Origin of the sequence: Flavobacterium sp. LAR06, assembly GCF_041946075.1 — a bacterium.
Lineage (GTDB): Bacteria > Bacteroidota > Bacteroidia > Flavobacteriales > Flavobacteriaceae > Flavobacterium.
Genome location: NZ_JAUTYT010000006.1, coordinates 119,232 through 138,277, shown reverse-complemented (window position 1 = coordinate 138,277; position 19,046 = coordinate 119,232). Strand labels below are relative to the sequence as shown.

Sequence of the window (19,046 nt, the reverse complement as noted above, 5' to 3'; positions counted from 1 at the left end):
ATCGTGTCAAAACTAAAAGAACTTAAATCTGAATTATCAGTTGAACTTGATTCCATTTTAAAATATTGGTCAGAACATACTGTTGACAATCAAAATGGAGGTTTTATTGGTCAGATTGATTTTAACGATCATTTGATTGCTTATGCAGAAAAAGGATCTGTCTTAAACGCCCGAATTTTATGGTCATTTTCTGCCAGTTATCAGTTTACTAAAAATGAAGAACATAAAAAAATAGCTACAAGAGCATTTGAATTTCTTTCAAAACATTTTTACGATGCCGAATTTGGAGGTTTGTTTTGGAGTATTAATGCTGACAAAACGCCAAAAGACACTAAAAATCAGATTTATGCTTTAGCTTTTGCGATTTACGGACTATCAGAATACTATGTTATTTCTAAAGAGGAAAAAGCCTTAAAGATAGCCATCAATTTATATTTACAAATAGAAAGACACAGCTACGATTCCATAAACGGAGGCTATTTAGAAGCTTTTACCCGAGAGTGGAAACCCATTGCCGATTTGCGTCTGAGTGAAAAAGATGCGAATGAAAAGAAAACCATGAATACGCATTTGCATATTGTGGAAGCGTATGCAAATTTATTAAAGGTTTGGAAAAATAAAAAACTTCAAAATGTTATTGTTGCGTTATTACAAACGATCGAAAAACATTTTATCAACACTGAAACAGGGCATTTACGTTTATTTTTTAACGAAGAATGGATTGAAAAACCAGACGTGATTTCGTATGGACATGATATTGAAGCAGCCTGGCTTTTAATGCAGTGTGCCGAAATTTCAGAAGATAAAAATTTAATAACCAATTATAAGAAACACGCCATTCAAATGGCCGAAGTTACGCAGGAAGGTTTGGATGCTGATGGAGGACTATGGTATGAATTAGATTCAGAAAATAACGAACTGATTGCTGAAAAACATTGGTGGGTTCAGGCCGAAGCTTTAATTGGTTTTTATAACGCATACCAATTAACAGACAACGAAAAGTATTTAGACCTGGTTTTAAAAAACTGGGATTTCATCAAAAAACACATTTTGGATAAAGAAAACGGAGAATGGTTTTGGGGAGTTTATCGCGATTATACTTTAATTGAAAAAGATAAGGCCGGCTTCTGGAAATGCCCGTATCATAACAGCCGCGCTTGTTTGGAGCTTATTCAGAGAATAAAAGACTAATTAAGCTTATAAAACAAATCAAAATGAAAAAAAATCTTCTAAATATTCTTTTTATAAGCTTATCGATTTTGACAATTTCAGGATGTTCTTCTAATGACGAATCAGATCCAGAAGTTATCGTTGATCCACCAGTTATTGTTGAGACTGATCCGTTGAACACGTCAAATGCAGCAACCTATTTAGTTGACGCAACTGCAACAAAAGAAACCGTGGCTTTATTCTATAATTTAAAAAAACTAGCCAAAACCAAATTTGCAATCGGTCAGCAAGCTGCTTTTAACAGTTTTTACCAGGATGCAGGTGGTGATTCGGATATCAAAAAAAATACGGGTTATGATCCAGCTGTTTTAGGTTCAGACTTTATGTTTATTGCCGATAAGCAAAATAACAACCAACCTGGCAACTGGTTTTATGAAGAGGAAGTAAAAATCATAGCTGATGTAAAACTTGCTTACTCCAAAGGTATGATCAATACGTTTAGCTGGCATTTGAGAGAACCTTACAAAGAAGAAACTTATAATACCTCCGAAATGACATCGGAACAAAAAACTACTGCATTTAAAAGTATTTTACCCGGAGGAGCGCATCACGAATGGTACAAGAAAAAACTAGACAAAATTGCCAGCGTAGTTTCTAATTTAAAAGATGCGAACGGCGAATTGATTCCGATTATTTTCAGGCCCTTTCATGAATTTGATGGAAGCTGGTTTTGGTGGGGAGCAAATTTTTGCTCACCTGAAGAATACAAAACAGTCTATCAGTTTACGGTTGATTATCTAAAAAACACTAAAAACATTCATAATATTTTATATGCTCTTTCTCCTGACAGATCTTATACTACACAAGCTGATTATTTAAGCCGATATCCAGGAGATAAATATGTTGATGTTTTAGGAATGGACAATTACGGCGATTTTGATAATCAGGGTTCAACCGGAGCAAGCCGGGCTAATTCTAAATTAAAAATAATATCTGATTTGGCTAAAACCAAAGTAAAAATTGCCGCTTTGACTGAAACCGGTTATCAGGTTACAAGTAGAAAATCACCGATTACAGATTGGTTTTCGACCTATTTATACAGTGCTTTGACATCAAACAATATTGAGGTGAGTTATGTATTATTTTGGAATAATACTAAAGATGGGTATTGGGTACCGAATGGAACTGTTTCGAATGCGGCTGATTTTAAAACATTTAGTTCTAAAACAAAATCGGCTTTGGTGAATTCTTTGCCGAAAATGTATGAATTGCCGAAATAGTAGACCAAGTCTGTGGAAATTGAAGAAACAAAAGCCATCTTAAAAACCGTAAACCCCTAGCCCTGATAGAAGTGGAAATCCTTTTATTTTTTTTCTTTAAAAAAATAAAAGATTGAAACGGATAGCAGGATAAAGCTCCTAAAAAATATAATAATGAAAAATACATTTCTAAAAACCCTGGGATTAGCTTTAATTTTCTCCTCAATTGCTTGTCAGGCGCAGGAACGAATTACGGTGAAAGGAACGCAATTTTACAAAGGCGACAAACCGTATGCGTATATTGGAACGAATTATTGGTACGGCAGTTTATTGGCTTCGAAAAAAATAGGTGATCGCAAAAGATTGCTTCGCGAGTTGGATTTAATGCAGAAAAACGGCATTGATAATCTCCGAATTTTAGTTGGAGGCGACGGCGGAAAATACGATTTTACCGTTCGTCCTGCGTTGCAATACGAACAGGGAAAATACGATGAAGATTTGCTCGACGGGCTGGATTTCTTAATGAACGAAATGCGAAAACGAAAAATGTATGCCGTTTTATATTTGACGAATAACTGGGAATGGTCTGGCGGTATGTCGCAATATTTGGAATGGAACGCCAAAGGTCCGGTTCCGGTTCCTGGAATTGCGCCTAACACATGGCCCCAGTTTATGGCCTATACAGAACAATTTCACAGCTGTGAACCTTGTATGCAGGCTTTAGAAAATCATGTAAAATTCATTATGGAAAGAACAAATACGTATTCTCATAAAAAATATACAGATGACAACACGATTATGGCGTGGCAAGTTGGGAATGAACCAAGACTTTTTACAGTTGAAAATGAAGCAAAATTCACCGTTTGGCTGAATAATATTGTGAATTTAATGGACAGTCTGGACAAAAATCATTTGATTTCGACGGGTTCTGAAGGATTGAACAGCTCGAATGATGACATTGGAATTTTTGAAAGAACGCACCAAAATCCGAATATTGATTATCTGACAATGCATATCTGGCCAAAAAACTGGAATTGGTTTAAAGCGGATAATGCTGAAAAAACCCTGCCAACTACTTTAGAAAATGCAGGTACATATATTGATAAACATGTAGCTGTGGCGAATCATTTAAAACGTCCGATTATTATCGAAGAATTTGGTTTGGGAAGAGAAAATGAAAGTTTATTACCAACGGCATCGGTTGCAAACAGAGATATTTTCTACAATTATATTTTTGGAAGAGTTGCTGAAAGCGTTAAAAACAATGGACCGTTGCAAGGCGCCAATTTCTGGGGATTTGGCGGCGAAGGAAAAACTATAAATGAAAGCGGAAAATGGAGTCCGGGTGATCCTTTGACAACAGATCCTCCTCAGGAACCACAAGGATTGAATTCGGTTTTTTCTTCGGATAAATCAACTTTGGATATTGTGAAGAAATACAATATGGAATTAAAATAATTTAAACTGCCTTATACGTTTATGTTTTCAAACCCGACAGGTTTTAAAAACATGTCGGGTTAAATCATATAAGAAAGACTATGCTAATATCTTCTCAATCGCATTCAATTCATCTGTTGTAAACTCCGTATTTTGCAAACAATCAATATTATTACATAATTGTTTTACAGAACTTGCCCCAATTAAAACCGAAGTAATTCGTTTGTCTTTTTGCAACCACGCCAAGGCCAGCTGTGCCAAAGATTGATTTCTATTTTTAGCGATTTCATTCAACTGAACTAATTTCTGAATTCTTTCTACCGTAACCTCATCTTCTTTCAAATGCCCATTTGGATTGTGTGCTCTTGAGTTTTCAGGAATTCCGTTCAAGTATTTATCTGTCAAAAGTCCTTGTGCCAAAGGCGAAAAGGCGATACACCCTACTCCTTTTTCTTCCAGAACATCTAATAAACCATTCTCCACCCAACGTTCCAACATTGAATATTTGGCTTGATGAATCAAACACGGCGTTCCCAATTGTTTTAGAACATCAACGGCAACACGAGTTTGCTCAGCTGAATAATTACTGATTCCGACATACAATGCTTTTCCGCTTCTTACGGCGTAATCTAAAGCCATCATCGTTTCTTCAATCGGAGTTTCCGGGTCTGGGCGGTGCGAATAGAAAATATCGACATAATCGACTTTCATTCTTTTTAAACTCTGATCTAAACTCGACAATAAATATTTTCTAGAACCCCAATCTCCATAAGGTCCGTCCCACATGGTGTAGCCAGCTTTAGTTGAAATAATGATTTCATCACGCAAATTTCCCTGAAAATTATGCCAAAGGATTTTACCAAAATTTGTTTCTGCAGAACCTGGAACCGGTCCGTAATTATTAGCTAAATCAAAATGAGTAATTCCTTTATCAAAAGCTTCTACAGCAATACTTTCAGCATTGTCAAAATTATCTACTGATCCGAAGTTATGCCATAATCCTAAAGAAATTTCAGGTAACAATAACCCGCTTTTTCCACATCTGTTATATTTCATTATTTTTATTTAAGGTTGAAGTTTAATAGGTTTTAAAAATACAAAAAACTCTCGAAGTTTTGCCACAAAGACTCTAAGACACAAAGTTTTTTAAAATAATCTCGCGTAGAGATAAAAGAGAAATCGCCACGAATTCACGAATTTAAAACTAATTCATTCGTGAATTCGTGGCGAAAAAAAACCTTGCGCCTTTGAAATTAAAAACTTCGTGTCTTAGTGCCTTCGTGGCAAATTACTATTTTATCTCAAAACCACTCTCCAAACCTTTATCAGAGCTCCCTCCAACCATAATTTTAAAAGTTCCTTCTTCCACTAAATAATTCCCTTCGTTATCATAAAAACCAAGTTCCTTATCCGTTAAAGTAAAAGTTACCGTTTTAGTTTCGCCTTTTTTCAGGTTTACCAATTCGAAACCTTTTAATTCTTTAATTGGGCGAACGATACTGGCAAACTCGTCGTGAATGTACAATTGTACCACTTCTTTTCCGTCATAATTTCCTGAATTGGTAACCTCAACTGCAACCTCAACTTTTTCTCCTTTAGAAAAAGCAGTTTTATTCAATTTCAGATTTTTATAATCGAATTTCGTGTAGCTCAAACCAAAACCAAATGGAAACTGAGGCGTTTTTTCCACATCCATATAATGCGACCAAAACACATTTTTATCCGTATCGACTGGTCTTCCTGTACTGTATTTATTGTAATAGATTGGAACTTGGCCCACATTTCTAGGAAATGACATTGGCAACTTTCCACTCGGATTATAATCTCCATATAAAACCTGCGCGACAGCATTTCCGGTTTGGGTTCCCAATTGCCAGGCTTCTACAATTGCAGGAACATGTTCTGCCGCCCACGGAATAGAAAGTGGACGGCCATTATTTAAAACCAAAACTATGTTCGGATTCACTTTGTAAATTTCCTCTAATAATTCTTGCTGTAATCCAGGTAAATTAAGATCTGTTCTGCTGCGTCCTTCCCCACTCTGAAAACCATATTCTCCTAATACCATTACTACAACATCAGCATTTTTTGCTGCTGTTTTTGCAGCCTCAAAACCGCTTTTATCGGTTGTATTAAAAACAGTTTCAGTTAAAAAAGTAGCTTTTTGTGACAACAAATCAACTCCTTTCTCAAAAGCTAATTGATTGTCTTTATATTGCTGCATTCCCTCTAAAACTGAAACCGCAGTATTATCATCCGCCGCAATTCTCCAGCTTCCTAATGGACTATTTTTATCATTTGCCAAAGCGCCAATCAACGCAATTTTTTGTCCGGATTTCTTTAGCGGAAGCAAATTCTTTTCATTCTTCAATAAAACGATAGATTTCTTCGCCATGTCTAAAACACCGTCATTATTGGCTTTATTTCCAATCGTTGCTTTTTCACGTTTTTCGTCGCAATATCTATACGGATCGTCAAATAATCCTAATTCAAATTTCACTCTTAAAATTCGGCGGACGGCATCGTCAACTAAAGCTTCTTTTACTTTTCCTTCTTTCACTAAACCAGTTAGTTTTGCGACATATAGATAAGATTCCATATCCATATCAGAACCTGCATTAACTGCTTTTGCAGTCGCATCGGCTTCGTCTTTTGCATAACCGTGCGCTATCATTTCACGAATCGAAGCATAGTCTGAAATTACAAAACCGTCAAATTTCCATTTTCCTTTTAAAATATCTCTTTGCAAAAAGGCATTTCCGGTTGCCGGAACACCATTTAATGTATTAAAAGAATTCATAAACGTACGAACGCCGGCCTGTACAGTCGCTTCAAAAGGAGGTAAAACCGAATTATACAATTTAGAATTGCTGATATCTACAATATTATATTCCAATCCAGCTTCAACATAACCATACGCAGCAAAGTGTTTGGCACAAGCGGCAATCGTATTTACTTTCGTCAAATCAGCAATAGTTTCTCCCTGAAAACCTTTTACTCTGGCATATCCCACTTTACTACCCAAATATGGATCTTCTCCTGCACCTTCCATCACACGTCCCCACCGCGCATCATTCGCCACATCGACATTGGGTCCGAAAGTCCAGTTAATTCCCGATGCAGATGCTTCATCAGCCGCAATCGCCGCCGATTTTTTAATCGCCTCCAAATCCCAACTCGCCGCTTCTGCCAACGGAATCGGGCTTAACGTTTTATAGCCATGTATTACATCAAAACCAATAATAAGGGGAATTCCTAAACGGGTTTCTTCGACAGCAATTTTCTGCACCGCACGAACTTCTTTCACCCCACGAACCGTCAGCATACTTCCAACCCAGCCTTTTCGCAAATGTTCGTATTTTAATTCGGCTGTTCCTCCTTTTGGAGCCGGCCCGGTAACATCCCAAAAACCGTTATATTGGTTCATTTGCCCTACTTTTTCCTCCAAAGTCATTAATGGCAAAAGCAAATCAATACGTTCTTCAATGGTTTTAGTTTTATCCAGATACGGCTTTTTTTGTGCATTCATATTTCCAACAGTAAACAGGGCGACAACCCCAATAATTAGTATTTTTTTATTTTTCATAGTGGTTCGTTATTTTATGCCACAAAGGCACTAAGGCACAAAGTTTTTTTTTAAAGCTTTGTGTATTTTATTTATTGTAACGCTACTCAAAGTTCTTCCCGAACCTTGGAATGAATTAGTTTAACAAAAAAAACTAAAGTCTAAAGTCTAAAATCTTGCTCTTGACTCTTTACTCTATTTTCTATATTCTATTCTTTAAAATCTCAGTCCGTTACAAAACAAGAAGCTGGCAAATTCGCTTTATTAAACAAATCGGGCTGAATTGTATTTCCCCATGCAAATCTTACTTTCACCGGATTTGGAACTTTCTTGCTTGTCAAAATCACTTCGTTATTTTTTATGGAAGTTTCTGCAGGATAAAAATTTCCATCGGCTCCGGCCAACTCAAATTGATTGGATGTTTTATTTTTAAAATGCAATCCGTCAGCATAATCAAAAGAAACCGCTACTTTGTTTTTTTCAATTTTAATGTCTTTAAAAAGTGGTCCGTTTACCAGATTGAAATTGACTTTATACGTTTCGGCCAAAGCCAAATTGGCCAGACGAATTCCGACTGATTTTTTATTCTTTGGATGAATATCAATCGTATCTGAAATGTCAGAAGTTAAGACCATTCCGGTTTTCGGAACTTCATTTAATATTTTTCTTTGGGAGTTTCTAACCGTAACATTTGAGAAGTTGTTGTTACCGGTTTTATATGGCGCGATTTGGACGAAATAAAAAGGGAATTCGTCCTGCCAGGCTTTTCTCCAGGAAGAGATTAAAGCCGATAATGTTTTGTCGTACACCAAAGAACCCACATTCGATTCGCCCTGATACCAAAGCGTACCCGCAATTTTAAATCCAACAAGAGCATAAATCATGGCGTTATAGGCGCGTCCAGGTTGTCTTGGTCCGTATTCTTGTTCGTTTAGTTTTTTGGCATTTTCTAATAAAAGAGGATCGTTCTGAACCACTTCTTCCAGCATCCAGATTTCAGCCGGAGTTCCGCCCCAATTGGATGAAATTAATCCGATAGGTACATTTTTTAAATCTTCACGCAGACGTTTAGCAAAGAAGTAACCAATGGCACTGAAGTTCTTCATGGTTTCCGGAGTCGATTCTGTCCAGTTTCCAAGTAAATTATTTTGAGGTGTCGTGGCTGTTAATTTCGGAACGGTAAAAAAACGAATGTTTGGATTCGTCGCGTTTTTCATTTCTTCTTCGCCATTTTCGATTCCCCAGCTTGCCGACATTTCCATATTGGATTGTCCCGCGCAAACCCAGACTTCTCCAATTAAAATATTTTTAAGGATAACTTCATTGTATCCTTTTATAGAAATAGTGTAAGGCCCACCCGCTTCCGGAGTTTTAATGTGAAGTTCCCATTGCGCCTGATTAGTGGCAACTACATTATATTCCTGATTGTTCCAGCTTGAAACCAATTTAATTTCTTCCTTTGGATTTGCCCAACCCCAAATTTTCACTTCAGAATTACGCTGTAACACCATATTGTCACCAAAAATATTCGGAAGGGAAACGTTTGCCATCATAGTACCGGAGATCATCAGAAAGAAAACAAACTTAAATATATTATTTCTCATTTAACAGCTTTTTTAAAAACGGAGCATATTGATCAGCCATTACTTTTTGATCTGCAACATCAGGATGCCCTAAACATCCTTTTGGTGTCATCGGTTTGAATTTGAAAATCTGGATTTCTTTATGGGTTTTATCTGTTGCAAAAGCCGCTTTAACCTTATTCAGGCAATCTTCAAAAATGATTCCTCTTTCGCCTCCAACCATCGGACTATTTGTGATTACAATTTGTGCTTTTGGGTTATGTTCGTAAAGCATTTTTATAAAATTGATGTAATTCGAAACGTACTTTTCGGCATTAAAAGGCAAACGTTCTTTTTTGCCATCTCCACCAGAAAAATCATTCGTTCCTAAAGCGATACTGATAATATTCGGCTGAAAAGCAAAATCATATTTAGGTTTTGAATGGTCATTGGTCAAATACAAATTTTGATAAACATCCGGCATGATTGCTTCCTCTTTATTCTCGTCATTCCAATTGCGATAGATCCCAATTCCGGAAACAGAACTTACCAAATAATCAACGTCAATTTCTCTTGAAAGCACTGGTCCATAAGCGTAATAACCATTATGATGATCCATGTATTCTCCTTTATCACAATCAACCGAATCACTTGCTGCTGCACAGGTTATTGAATCTCCTATAAACTCGATTTTCTTTTTCTTTTTAGAGGAAATTGAAGTCAGTTTTGCTGTGGTTCCGGCAAATAAAACATTACCACTTTGCGCTTCTGTATTTTTATAAATTTCGAGACGATGCTCCTTTTTATTTGAAGTAACTTTTATCGGGAAAGATTGTACGGTACCTTTTTCAATTTTAATTTTCCCTATGTATTTTCCATCTAAAACTAAAGCAACATAATTATGATGTTCATAAGAATCGACACTTTGAAGTTTAATTGCACATTCACTTCCTGTGAAATTAAAAGAAACTGAGGAAGCCGTTCCAATCAAAATAACATTGTCATTTTGAAGTTTTTCAATTCGGCCTGCATATAAAAAAGTCTTTTTATTTTGTGAGATCGAAAGGGTCGAAATCAGCAAAAACAAAATTAAAAACGGTAATTTTCTGATAAACATAATTTATTTGTTAAATAGAAATAGTATTCACAAATATATTTGAAATGAAGGAGTCAGAAAGATACTAAAACGTCAAAATACAATAAAAAAACACCACATAAATACATCAAACCTCACTTTTTCATTCTTTATTCTTACAAATTCATCTTAAAGCGTTTCCTTGCTAATTAAAAACGAGCTATCTTTATGGATACAACACATTAAAAAAATGAAATCAATCTTTTACATATCGATATTCTCAACTGCCGTTTTATGTTCTTGTTTTACTTCAAAAGAAGAACATAAAACAGAAACAAGTCAAATAGAAAAACCGCAAGCTGAAATTGAACGCGACTCAATTATAACTTATGCTAAAAAATATTTGGGAACGCCTTATTTATATGCAGGAAATGATCCGAAAAAAGGATTTGACTGCTCTGGATTTATCAGTTATGTCTATCATCATTTTGATGTTGACTTACCGAGAAGTTCCGGCAGTTATAAAAATCTAGGCACGGCGTTAAATCCGGAAGATTTTAAAGTGGGAGATATTTTAGTTTTTTACGGATACAAAGACAAAACAATGATTGGACATCTCGGAATTATTTGTGAAGCCAACGGAATGCAATCAAAATTTATTCATGCTTCATCCGGAAAAGTAAACAGCGTTACGATTACTTCTCTTGATACAGAACATTATACCAATCGCTTTTATAAGTGTATTAATGTTTTGAGTAAATAGCTTTTTCGAACTGTTTAATTTTTTTCTCTCGCAGATTTGGCAGATTAAGCAGATCCATTTATTATGGATAAGCTTAAAAAAAATCTGCCAAATCTGCGAGAGAAAATTAATAATTAATCTTTTACTCCTCTGTCAATAATTTGATAAGGCTTTCATCTCTTTGGTAAACGTCTTTGTAGAAATTCAGTTCGCCTTTACGGTCTACCCAAGCAGTAAAATACCCGATATATACAGGAATTTTCTTTTTCAGACTTACCCAATTTTCTTTTCCTGCATGCATTGCTTTATCAATTCGGGCCGGAGTCCATGTTGGATCTTGTTTTAAAAGTTCAATCGCCAACTCTCTTGGTTTTCCGACACGAACACAGCCGTGGCTAAAGGCTCTGTTTTCTCTTTCGAATAAACTTTTTGAAGGCGTATCATGTAAATAAATGTTGTTAGAATTCGGAAATAAAAACTTTACTAAACCTAGCGAATTGTTCTTTCCTGGTACCTGACGAACGGCGCCATTATTCCATTCCAGATTTTTCTGTGCCAAATAATTCTTGTTTTTGGCCATTCCCGGTTTGATTTCTTTGTTGATGATACTTGTTGGAACATTCCAATACGGACTAAAAACAATATTATTCATCATACCGCTAAAAATAACAGTTTTAGTCATCGCTTTTCCAACCACAACTGGCGATACAAAAGCAATTTCATGATCGCGAATCAAATACAATCTAAACTCGGGAATATTAACTTCGATGTATTCTTTGCCTTTTTCCAGTTGCGGATCAATCCAACGACAACGCTCCATGTTGACAATAATAGTTTTAATTCGGTCGGAAACTGGGATATTCAGTTCGTCAATATGTTCTTTTAGTATTATATTTTTTGGCGTTAATCCGTGATGTATTTCGTAGTTTTTGATCGCTTTTATCAAAGTTGTATCACACACATTACTTTTGTCATTTTCTTTTAGCTCGCCTGTAATATATAGTCTTTCTCTAATTTGGCCAATAGCGTCAACAGAATCTCCAACTTTAAAATTCTTAAAATCCTCCCCAACCTCAACTGTTTTCCATCCTCCTTTTTTCTCTATTTCTCTGTATTCATGAAGCGCATCACGAAGTTTGTAATATTGACTGAACATTTTACTCTTTTTGTCATCGCTTATTGTAGCTTTTTCATGAATAGAATCTGAAAACACCTGATAATTCACTTTCTTACGTGGTAAAAGCCACTCTAGTTTTTTGGTTGTTTTTTCATCAACGCCTGAAACTTTCTGAACGTAATAAAAATACAGGTTTGAAATCATCAAATCAGTATCTACTTTAGAAAGCTTATTATCAACAGAAGTTTCAAAAATAGGATTGATTTTTTCATTGTAAGGAAAATTGGCTTTTAAACCTTCTGCTTCTAATCCTTTATATTTATTGAATAAAGTATTTCCAAATTCAACAACTCCTTTATTGTCGAGCCACAATTGAGTTGAATTTTTCTTTTCGTACAAAGCCAAAACCTCCGTTTGGAATTTAACCAACTTTGGGAAGGCTTCATAAAATTTAGAAACAGCAACGCTGTCAATATGAAGTTTTAATTCCGGTATCACTTTTTCTGAAGTCTTCTTTAAGTCTTCCTCTTTTTTTTCTGACTTAGAATTACATGAAAAAACTAAAAACAGAACAATAACAACTACAGGCGAATAGAAAATTTTCATAATAATATTTTTAATAAAAATAAAAAAGTTTTGATGAAAACAAAGGCTTTACGAGAAAAATAATATTGGCTTTACAAAGCAAAATTCCTTACTCAATTCAGCTTCACAATAAGGCATAAAAAAAACTCCAAATACATTACATATTTGGAGTTTTTCCCTTTATAAATCAACCTTTATTTAGATTACCGTTCCTTTGAGGGTAAGAATTTTCGGAGTTGTTTCGGCACTGGTTGTAACCGTTACCGTTTTTGTAAAAGCACCTTTGTTTGCCGCATTGTAAGTAGCTGTAACTTTAGCTGTTTTACCAGGCAAAATTGGCTCTTTAGTATAATCTGTTGCAGTACACCCGCAAGATCCTTGCACGTTTGTAATTACAACTGCTGTTTTTCCTGTATTTTTAAACTCATATACAATTGCTTTTGGCGTTCCTTGTGGAATTTGTCCCACATCAATAGTTTCAGCTTTCCAGGCAATTGTTGCAGCCGTTGTTTCAATTTTAGACGCAATTACTTTTACCGGTACAATTGCTGAAAAAGACATTAGGCCTAAAGCCAAAGCCAACATTGAGATTTTGATCATTTTCATAATTATTATATTTAATGGTTATTAGTTCTGAATTTCTATTTCAAAAGTACTTCAGACAAAATCAAATCGCTGTTAACCGGTTTCAAATCTTTGTTAACGACTTGTTAATCGCTGTTTTTCGCTATAATTTTCATTAATATTACATTCTAAAAAACACTGTTTTCTTGAAAATAAATAAACTCAATAGTATTATCCTTTTAGGATTGATTGCCATTATCAGCATATTGGTGGCACAATTGCTTTGGACCAAAGAGGCTTTTACCCTCGAACAAAAAAAACTGAGTCAGAAAGCTAATATTGCTTTGCTTGAAGTGGCCGGAAAATTATACAACGGAAAAGATCACGAACCATCTTGTCAAAATCCTGTCCGCAAAATTTCCAACGATTATTATATTGTAAACATTGAGAATGCTTTTGAACCTGATATTCTAGAGTTTTATTTAAGATCAGAATTCAAAAAAATGCATATTACAACCGACTTTGAATATGCTGTGTACAATTGCCAAAGTGACGAGATGGTTTACGGAAAGTACATTTCAACTACTGAAAAAGGAAAAGCAAAAAAAGCAGTTTCCTTTCCAAAACATAAAGATCTGGTTTATTATTTTGCCGTTCGTTTTCCTAATGAAACCACTTATTTATTCAGTTCGATGCGTTTTTGGTTTATCCTTTCGATTGCATTGATTTTGATTTTATTGATTTACGTTTATTCGATTTTTACGCTTTTACAGCAAAAGAAATATTCTGAATTGCAAAGGGATTTCATCAATAATATGACGCATGAATTCAAAACGCCGTTGTCATCCATTTTAATTGCATCAAAATATTTAATTGAACAAAACCCGATTAAAGAAGATAAAAAACTGCATACTTATACGGATATCATTATCAATCAAAGCAATAAACTAAACAGTCATATTGAACAGATTTTAAATATTTCAAAAGCAGATTATTCGCCTTTGGAACTAAAAAAAGAAACGCTTTTAATTGTTCCGATTCTTGAGGAAACGATTGAAAATATTCAGATGAAATATCCTGAAGCTACAATTAAAATTGATAGTGCTTCAGCAGAATATTATGTTGAAACAGATGTTTTTCATTTTAGCAATTTAGTTTACAATTTGCTTGATAATGCTGTAAAATATTGCTCTGAAAAACCGGATATTACAATTCGGATTTCATTAGAGAATCAAATTTTGAAATTAGCATTTATTGATAACGGAATCGGAATTTCTCCTAAAAACATTTCTCTTATCTTTGATAAGTTTTATCGCGCTCAAAATGAAAAAAGTAATGAAGTAAATGGTTTTGGACTTGGATTATATTACGTCAAAGAAATCTGCAATCTTCAAAACTGGAAAATAAAAGCCGAAAATAACTCCGAAAAAGGCATCACTATAACTTTGTCAATTGCTTATAAAAAATGAAACAATTCAGAATACTTTATACAGAAGACGATGAAACCTTAGCGTTTTTAACCAAAGACAATCTGGAGCAAAATAACTACGAAGTTATTCATTGTCCTGATGGAAAACTGGGTCTGGAAACCTTTAAAAAAGAAAATTTCGACATTTGTATTTTCGATATTATGATGCCCAAAATGGACGGTTTTGAATTGGCAACTGAAATTAGAAAAGCCAATACAGACATTCCGATTATTTTTCTCTCGGCCAAAACTTTAAAAGAAGACCGCATTAAAGGTTTGCGTCTGGGTGCTGATGACTATTTGGTAAAGCCTTTTAGTATTGAAGAGTTGCTTTTGAAAATTGAAATATTTTTAAAACGTTCGCAGAAAAACATTCCGGTTGAAAAAGCGGTTTATGAAATTGGAAAATACCAGTTTGATACTAAAAACTTCATCCTTTTTAATGAAAATGAAAAAATTGGCCTGACCCAACGCGAAGCTGAATTGCTAAAATTATTTCTAGATAATAAAAATTCGGTTTTAAAAAGAGAACAAATTTTGACCTCTCTATGGGGAACTGATGATTACTTTATGGGTAGAAGTCTGGACGTTTTTATTTCGCGACTGCGCAAAATCCTGGCCAATGAAAACGGAATTTCAATAGAAAACCTACACGGAATTGGGTTTCGATTTTCTATTGTGTAACTACATTAAAAGCGTTATAAAGTTTCCATCTTAAATAATAACAATTCTGTTAAAAATAAAGAAAAATCTGTAAATTAAATTTGAAAAATCTTTGTATTTTTAAGTTCTAATTTTCCCTGATATGAAATTACATCATTTACGTAACGCTACTTTAGTTATTGAAACGGAGCAACATGTGATTTTAGTTGACCCGATGCTAGGAAAAAGAAAAACGATTCCGCCCTTTACCCTCTTTCGTTATAGCCCTCATCGAAATCCTTTGGTTTCTTTGCCAAAAAACAGTCGGGAAATTTTGAGCAAAGTAACGCATTGCCTTATCACACATTTACATCCGGACCATATTGACAAAGCTGGAGAAGTTTTTTTAAGACGCAAAAGCATTCCGGTAATCTGCAGTGTGAAAATTGAAAAAGAATTAATCAAAAGAGGTTTAAATATTACTCAAACTTTAAAGTATTGGGAGCCACAACCTTTTCTGGACGGAAAAATAACAGGAATCCCAGCCATTCATGGTTATGGATTTATCGCTAAATTAATGGGAAATGTAATGGGCTTTTTTATTGAATTAGCTAATGAAAAATCTATTTATGTAAGTTCAGACACCGTTTTCACAGAACACGTACAAAAAGTTTTGATTGAATTCAAGCCAGATATTTCAACGGTTGCCTGTGGAACGGCTAGATTAGATATTGGCCAACCTTTATTAATGCGAATGAACGATATTTTGAAGTTTACGGCATTGGCACCTGGAAAAGTTTTCGCGAATCATTTAGAAGCTTTAAATCATTGTCCTACGACGAGAGAGCAATTGAAAACTGCTTTATCTGAAAACGATCTTTTGTCTAAAACGGCGGTTCCTGCTGATGGGACTTTTGTGGAGTATTGATTTTTTTAAGCTTTTGGAACACTTTTAAATAATTCCAGTAACTATTCCTGTTTCATAATTAATATTATATTTGGTTTTCAAATCAAACTAAAATACATGAGTGATTTTCTGAGAAAAATAAACCTTACCAAAGACATTGTCATACAATTACCCGTTTCAAAAATGGATTTTATCCAAAAATTCAGAATTAATGTAGATGAATCTAATTTAGATTACGAACCATTTGAAGTTTTTCAATCTAGTATAAATGAATACAAAGGCTATATCGGTAATTATATCTTCGAAATAAAAAAGAGGAAAAAACTATTCGATACGAATTATTCTTTTGCTAAAGTTACAGGAGAACTAACAGAGGAAAATGATCAATTAATTATAAACGCTGAAATTTCTTGTTTTAGAAAAAGAATGATTGTATTTATAGTTATTGCGATTCTTTTTTATTCGATTTTCTTTATAAGCATGGTTTTTAATGGTGAAAATACTGTTTCCTTCTTTATGGCTCCATTTCTTTTAATTCATATGTCACTAATGATAGGAGTTCCTTATTTTATAATAAGAAGAAGTGTAAATAGAATGGCTTATGATTTAGAAAGAGACTTTCATTATTGGGTAACTAAACACTAGAAAATCTATTTAAAAAAACTACAAAACCAACAACCCAAACTCTCGCAAAGTATTAACTGGCTTTGAATACCAAAACAATTCGAAATCGTCTAAATGCGCTTCGAAATCTGCTTTTATTTCCTGAAAAGTATAATTCTTAGCATTTGAAATCGAGATTTTACTCAAAATTTCAACTAACCATTCGCCTTCATTTTTATTGGTCTGAAGGTTGAAACTTTCCTTTTTATCATGAAAAGTAAAACTCATCATTTCCCAGGAATTTCCTTTTTTTGATTTTGTGAAATGTTCTACTGAAGGTTTCCCACCGAGCCAAACTACTTTTGCATTTGGTTTTGTATTGAAATCATTTCCTTCTTCGAGGGCATTAAAAATAAAATCGGGATCAATCTTAGTTTTTGGAATTTTAAAATCAAACCAATCTTGCAGTTCGTAGTCAAAACAGATTCCGTGCATGAAATTAAAAAGTGATTTCTTTAATCCGAAACTGAATTTATCGTGATTGATTCCTGTTGAATCTGTATAATCGATATCATTATTGGCGAAAGTGCCAATAACTTCTGTTGCTTTTGTCACGCCAAATTTCTCCGGATACAATCCAACCGGACTGTGAGCTGTCATCGCAAATTGATGCCAAAAACCAGATTGTAGAATTCCGGCTTCAAACAATTGACGCACCATTTCGAGACTGTCAACCGTTTCCTGAATGGTTTGTGTTGGATATCCGTACATTAAATACGCATGTACCATGATTCCAGCTTCGGTAAAATTGCGGGTTACTTTTGCTACCTGTTCAACCGTAACACCTTTATCAATAAGTTTCAATAATCTATCAGAAGCAACTTCTAAACCTCCTGAAACGGCAATACATCCAGAAGCTTTTAAAAGCAAACATAAATCCTTAGAAAAGCTTTTTTCAAAACGAATGTTCGTCCACCAGGTTACCGCTAATTTTCTGCGTAAAATTTCTAATGCCAAAGCGCGCATTAAAGCTGGCGGTGCTGCTTCATCTACAAAATGAAAACCATTTTGACCTGTTTGCAGCATCATTTCTTCCATTCTGTCACACAGCAAATTGGCGGCAACAGGTTCGTAAACCTTTATATAATCTAATGAAATATCACAAAAAGTACATTTTCCCCAATAACAGCCGTGCGCCATTGTGAGTTTGTTCCAACGCCCGTCGCTCCACATTCTGTGCATTGGATTTACGATTTCAATAACTGAAATGTATTTATCCAAAGGCAAATCAGAATAATCAGGAGTTCCGACAAATGCCTGTTTGTAATCGTGTTTTAGCGAATTGTTTTTGTAGACCACTTCTCCATTTTCTAATAAAAAAGTTCTTTTATAATGCTTCTCAGCTTCGTTCGAAGTGACAGAATTTATAAGTTCCTCTATTGGAACTTCTCCGTCATCCAAAGTGATAAAATCGAAGAATTCAAAAACACGTTTATCAGAAAGGGAACGTAATTCGGTATTTGGAAAACCGCCTCCCATTGAAATCTTAATTTCAGGATGATTTTGCTTTACCCATTGTGCAGATCGAAACGCACTATATAAATTCCCAGGAAAGGGAACGGAAATTAAAAAGAAAGTTGGTTTTACAGCTTCAATTTTAGCTTTCAAAAGCGAAATTAAAATCGAATCAATATACGTTGGTTCTTGCTGTAAAGCTTCGTAAAGTTCATCAAAAGAATTCGCACTTCGGCCTAAACGTTCGGCATATCGGCTAAAGCCAAAATTTTCATCGACACATTCTACAATAAAATCTGAAATATCTTCGAGATATAAAGTTGCCAAATGTTTTGCTTTATCCTGAGTTCCCATTGTTCCGAAAGCCCAATCTAATTCTTCTAACTGAGCAAAACGAGAAGCTTCTGGTAGAAAATCTTCCTGACAAATCTGCAGTGCCAAGGTTGGATTTTTTCCCTGCAAAAACTGAATTACGGCATCAATGGTTTTGATGTATTCATCTTGTAAAGCAAAAATACGTTTTGAATTATCCGAGATTTCACATCCTGCAACGTGAAACTTTGAATTTGAAACCTGAAACAAATCAATCAAACCTTTCTTCGAAAACAATTCCAAAATCACGTCAATACCCAAATCAGCCTGAGCAGATTCGATATTTTTTGTCTTTAGAAATCCTTTTATATAAGCTGTTGCCGGATACGGCGTATTCAGTTGTGTAAAAGGAGGTGTAATAATAAAAAGCTTTGTTTTCAAAGGAAATGTTTTTGCAAAAATAAGGGATATTTAGGGACTTTCTAGGAAAAGATTCGAATCTTGATTTTAGTTTTATTTTGTA

At 34.7% G+C, this 19,046-nt stretch carries 15 protein-coding genes; 8 read left to right on the top strand and 7 right to left on the bottom strand.

The window, feature by feature from the left end:
• Positions 1-3 precede the first annotated feature (3 nt).
• From Q7C23_RS10430 to Q7C23_RS10420, 3 genes are all read left to right on the top strand, one after another.
• Positions 4-1,191: an AGE family epimerase/isomerase gene (locus Q7C23_RS10430; RefSeq protein WP_375032464.1), complete on the top strand. Its 1,188-nt coding sequence runs from the start codon at positions 4-6 to the stop codon at positions 1,189-1,191.
• Between the two features lie 23 nt (positions 1,192-1,214).
• Entirely contained in the window at positions 1,215-2,450 is a 1,236-nt protein-coding gene (locus Q7C23_RS10425) for a glycoside hydrolase family 26 protein (protein ID WP_375032463.1), read from the top strand.
• Positions 2,451-2,603: 153 nt separating this feature from the next.
• The gene (locus Q7C23_RS10420; RefSeq protein ID WP_375032462.1) at positions 2,604-3,887 is read left to right on the top strand and encodes a beta-mannanase; all 1,284 of its coding nucleotides are present in this window, start codon (positions 2,604-2,606) and stop codon (positions 3,885-3,887) included.
• 78 nt (positions 3,888-3,965) lie between these two features.
• On the opposite strand, the gene Q7C23_RS10415 is transcribed toward Q7C23_RS10420, so the two are convergent.
• The 4 genes from Q7C23_RS10415 to Q7C23_RS10400 all read right to left on the bottom strand — a co-directional run bounded on the left by Q7C23_RS10415 (position 3,966) and on the right by Q7C23_RS10400 (position 10,110).
• The gene (locus tag Q7C23_RS10415; RefSeq protein ID WP_375032461.1) at positions 3,966-4,922 is read right to left on the bottom strand and encodes an aldo/keto reductase; all 957 of its coding nucleotides are present in this window, start codon (positions 4,920-4,922) and stop codon (positions 3,966-3,968) included.
• Positions 4,923-5,157: 235 nt separating this feature from the next.
• Entirely contained in the window at positions 5,158-7,452 is a 2,295-nt protein-coding gene (gene bglX, locus Q7C23_RS10410) for a beta-glucosidase BglX (RefSeq protein ID WP_375032460.1), read from the bottom strand.
• Between the two features lie 203 nt (positions 7,453-7,655).
• Positions 7,656-9,035 (bottom strand): sialate O-acetylesterase, encoded by a 1,380-nt coding sequence (locus tag Q7C23_RS10405; protein ID WP_375032459.1) that lies wholly within the window; start codon positions 9,033-9,035, stop codon positions 7,656-7,658.
• Positions 9,025-10,110, bottom strand: coding sequence for a GDSL-type esterase/lipase family protein (locus Q7C23_RS10400; RefSeq protein ID WP_375032458.1), 1,086 nt, complete (start codon positions 10,108-10,110; stop codon positions 9,025-9,027). Before Q7C23_RS10400 ends, Q7C23_RS10405 begins: the two co-directional genes overlap by 11 nt.
• A 208-nt stretch (positions 10,111-10,318) precedes the next feature.
• On the opposite strand from Q7C23_RS10400, the gene Q7C23_RS10395 reads away from it, so the two are divergent.
• Positions 10,319-10,831: a C40 family peptidase gene (locus Q7C23_RS10395; RefSeq protein ID WP_375032457.1), complete on the top strand. Its 513-nt coding sequence runs from the start codon at positions 10,319-10,321 to the stop codon at positions 10,829-10,831.
• Between the two features lie 121 nt (positions 10,832-10,952).
• On the opposite strand, the gene Q7C23_RS10390 is transcribed toward Q7C23_RS10395, so the two are convergent.
• Positions 10,953-12,533, bottom strand: a complete 1,581-nt coding sequence (locus Q7C23_RS10390) for a murein L,D-transpeptidase (RefSeq protein WP_375032456.1) — start codon at positions 12,531-12,533, stop codon at positions 10,953-10,955.
• Positions 12,534-12,710: 177 nt separating this feature from the next.
• On the bottom strand, positions 12,711-13,118 hold the full coding sequence (locus Q7C23_RS10385; RefSeq protein ID WP_375032455.1) for a DUF1573 domain-containing protein: 408 nt from the start codon (positions 13,116-13,118) through the stop codon (positions 12,711-12,713).
• Between the two features lie 164 nt (positions 13,119-13,282).
• Between Q7C23_RS10385 and Q7C23_RS10380 the strand changes: the two genes are divergently transcribed.
• From Q7C23_RS10380 to Q7C23_RS10365, 4 genes are all read left to right on the top strand, one after another.
• Positions 13,283-14,545, top strand: coding sequence for a sensor histidine kinase (locus tag Q7C23_RS10380; RefSeq protein ID WP_375032454.1), 1,263 nt, complete (start codon positions 13,283-13,285; stop codon positions 14,543-14,545).
• Complete coding sequence (locus Q7C23_RS10375; RefSeq protein ID WP_375032453.1) at positions 14,542-15,228, top strand: response regulator transcription factor; 687 nt, start codon at positions 14,542-14,544, stop codon at positions 15,226-15,228. Before Q7C23_RS10380 ends, Q7C23_RS10375 begins: the two co-directional genes overlap by 4 nt.
• 121 nt (positions 15,229-15,349) lie before the next feature.
• A complete protein-coding gene (locus Q7C23_RS10370) occupies positions 15,350-16,114 on the top strand; it encodes an MBL fold metallo-hydrolase (RefSeq protein WP_375032452.1) in 765 nt (254 codons plus the stop codon).
• Between the two features lie 96 nt (positions 16,115-16,210).
• Entirely contained in the window at positions 16,211-16,738 is a 528-nt protein-coding gene (locus tag Q7C23_RS10365) for a hypothetical protein (protein WP_375032451.1), read from the top strand.
• An 18-nt stretch (positions 16,739-16,756) separates the two neighbouring features.
• Here the strand turns inward: Q7C23_RS10365 and Q7C23_RS10360 are convergent, their stop codons facing one another.
• Entirely contained in the window at positions 16,757-18,964 is a 2,208-nt protein-coding gene (locus tag Q7C23_RS10360; RefSeq protein ID WP_375032450.1) for a B12-binding domain-containing radical SAM protein, read from the bottom strand.
• Positions 18,965-19,046: the final 82 nt, after the last annotated feature.

Bases quoted from the DNA above. Each gene is read 5' to 3' on its own strand.
- Q7C23_RS10375 (WP_375032453.1), top strand. From the start codon at position 14,542: ATGAAACAATTCAGAATACTTTATACAGAAGACGATGAAACCTTAGCG.
- Q7C23_RS10400 (WP_375032458.1), bottom strand. From the start codon at position 10,110: ATGTTTATCAGAAAATTACCGTTTTTAATTTTGTTTTTGCTGATTTCG.
- Q7C23_RS10365 (WP_375032451.1), top strand. From the start codon at position 16,211: ATGAGTGATTTTCTGAGAAAAATAAACCTTACCAAAGACATTGTCATA.
- Q7C23_RS10420 (WP_375032462.1), top strand. From the start codon at position 2,604: ATGAAAAATACATTTCTAAAAACCCTGGGATTAGCTTTAATTTTCTCC.
- Q7C23_RS10385 (WP_375032455.1), bottom strand. From the start codon at position 13,118: ATGAAAATGATCAAAATCTCAATGTTGGCTTTGGCTTTAGGCCTAATG.
- bglX (WP_375032460.1), bottom strand. From the start codon at position 7,452: ATGAAAAATAAAAAAATACTAATTATTGGGGTTGTCGCCCTGTTTACT.
- Q7C23_RS10425 (WP_375032463.1), top strand. From the start codon at position 1,215: ATGAAAAAAAATCTTCTAAATATTCTTTTTATAAGCTTATCGATTTTG.
- Q7C23_RS10405 (WP_375032459.1), bottom strand. From the start codon at position 9,035: ATGAGAAATAATATATTTAAGTTTGTTTTCTTTCTGATGATCTCCGGT.
- Q7C23_RS10370 (WP_375032452.1), top strand. From the start codon at position 15,350: ATGAAATTACATCATTTACGTAACGCTACTTTAGTTATTGAAACGGAG.
- Q7C23_RS10415 (WP_375032461.1), bottom strand. From the start codon at position 4,922: ATGAAATATAACAGATGTGGAAAAAGCGGGTTATTGTTACCTGAAATT.
- Q7C23_RS10395 (WP_375032457.1), top strand. From the start codon at position 10,319: ATGAAATCAATCTTTTACATATCGATATTCTCAACTGCCGTTTTATGT.
- Q7C23_RS10390 (WP_375032456.1), bottom strand. From the start codon at position 12,533: ATGAAAATTTTCTATTCGCCTGTAGTTGTTATTGTTCTGTTTTTAGTT.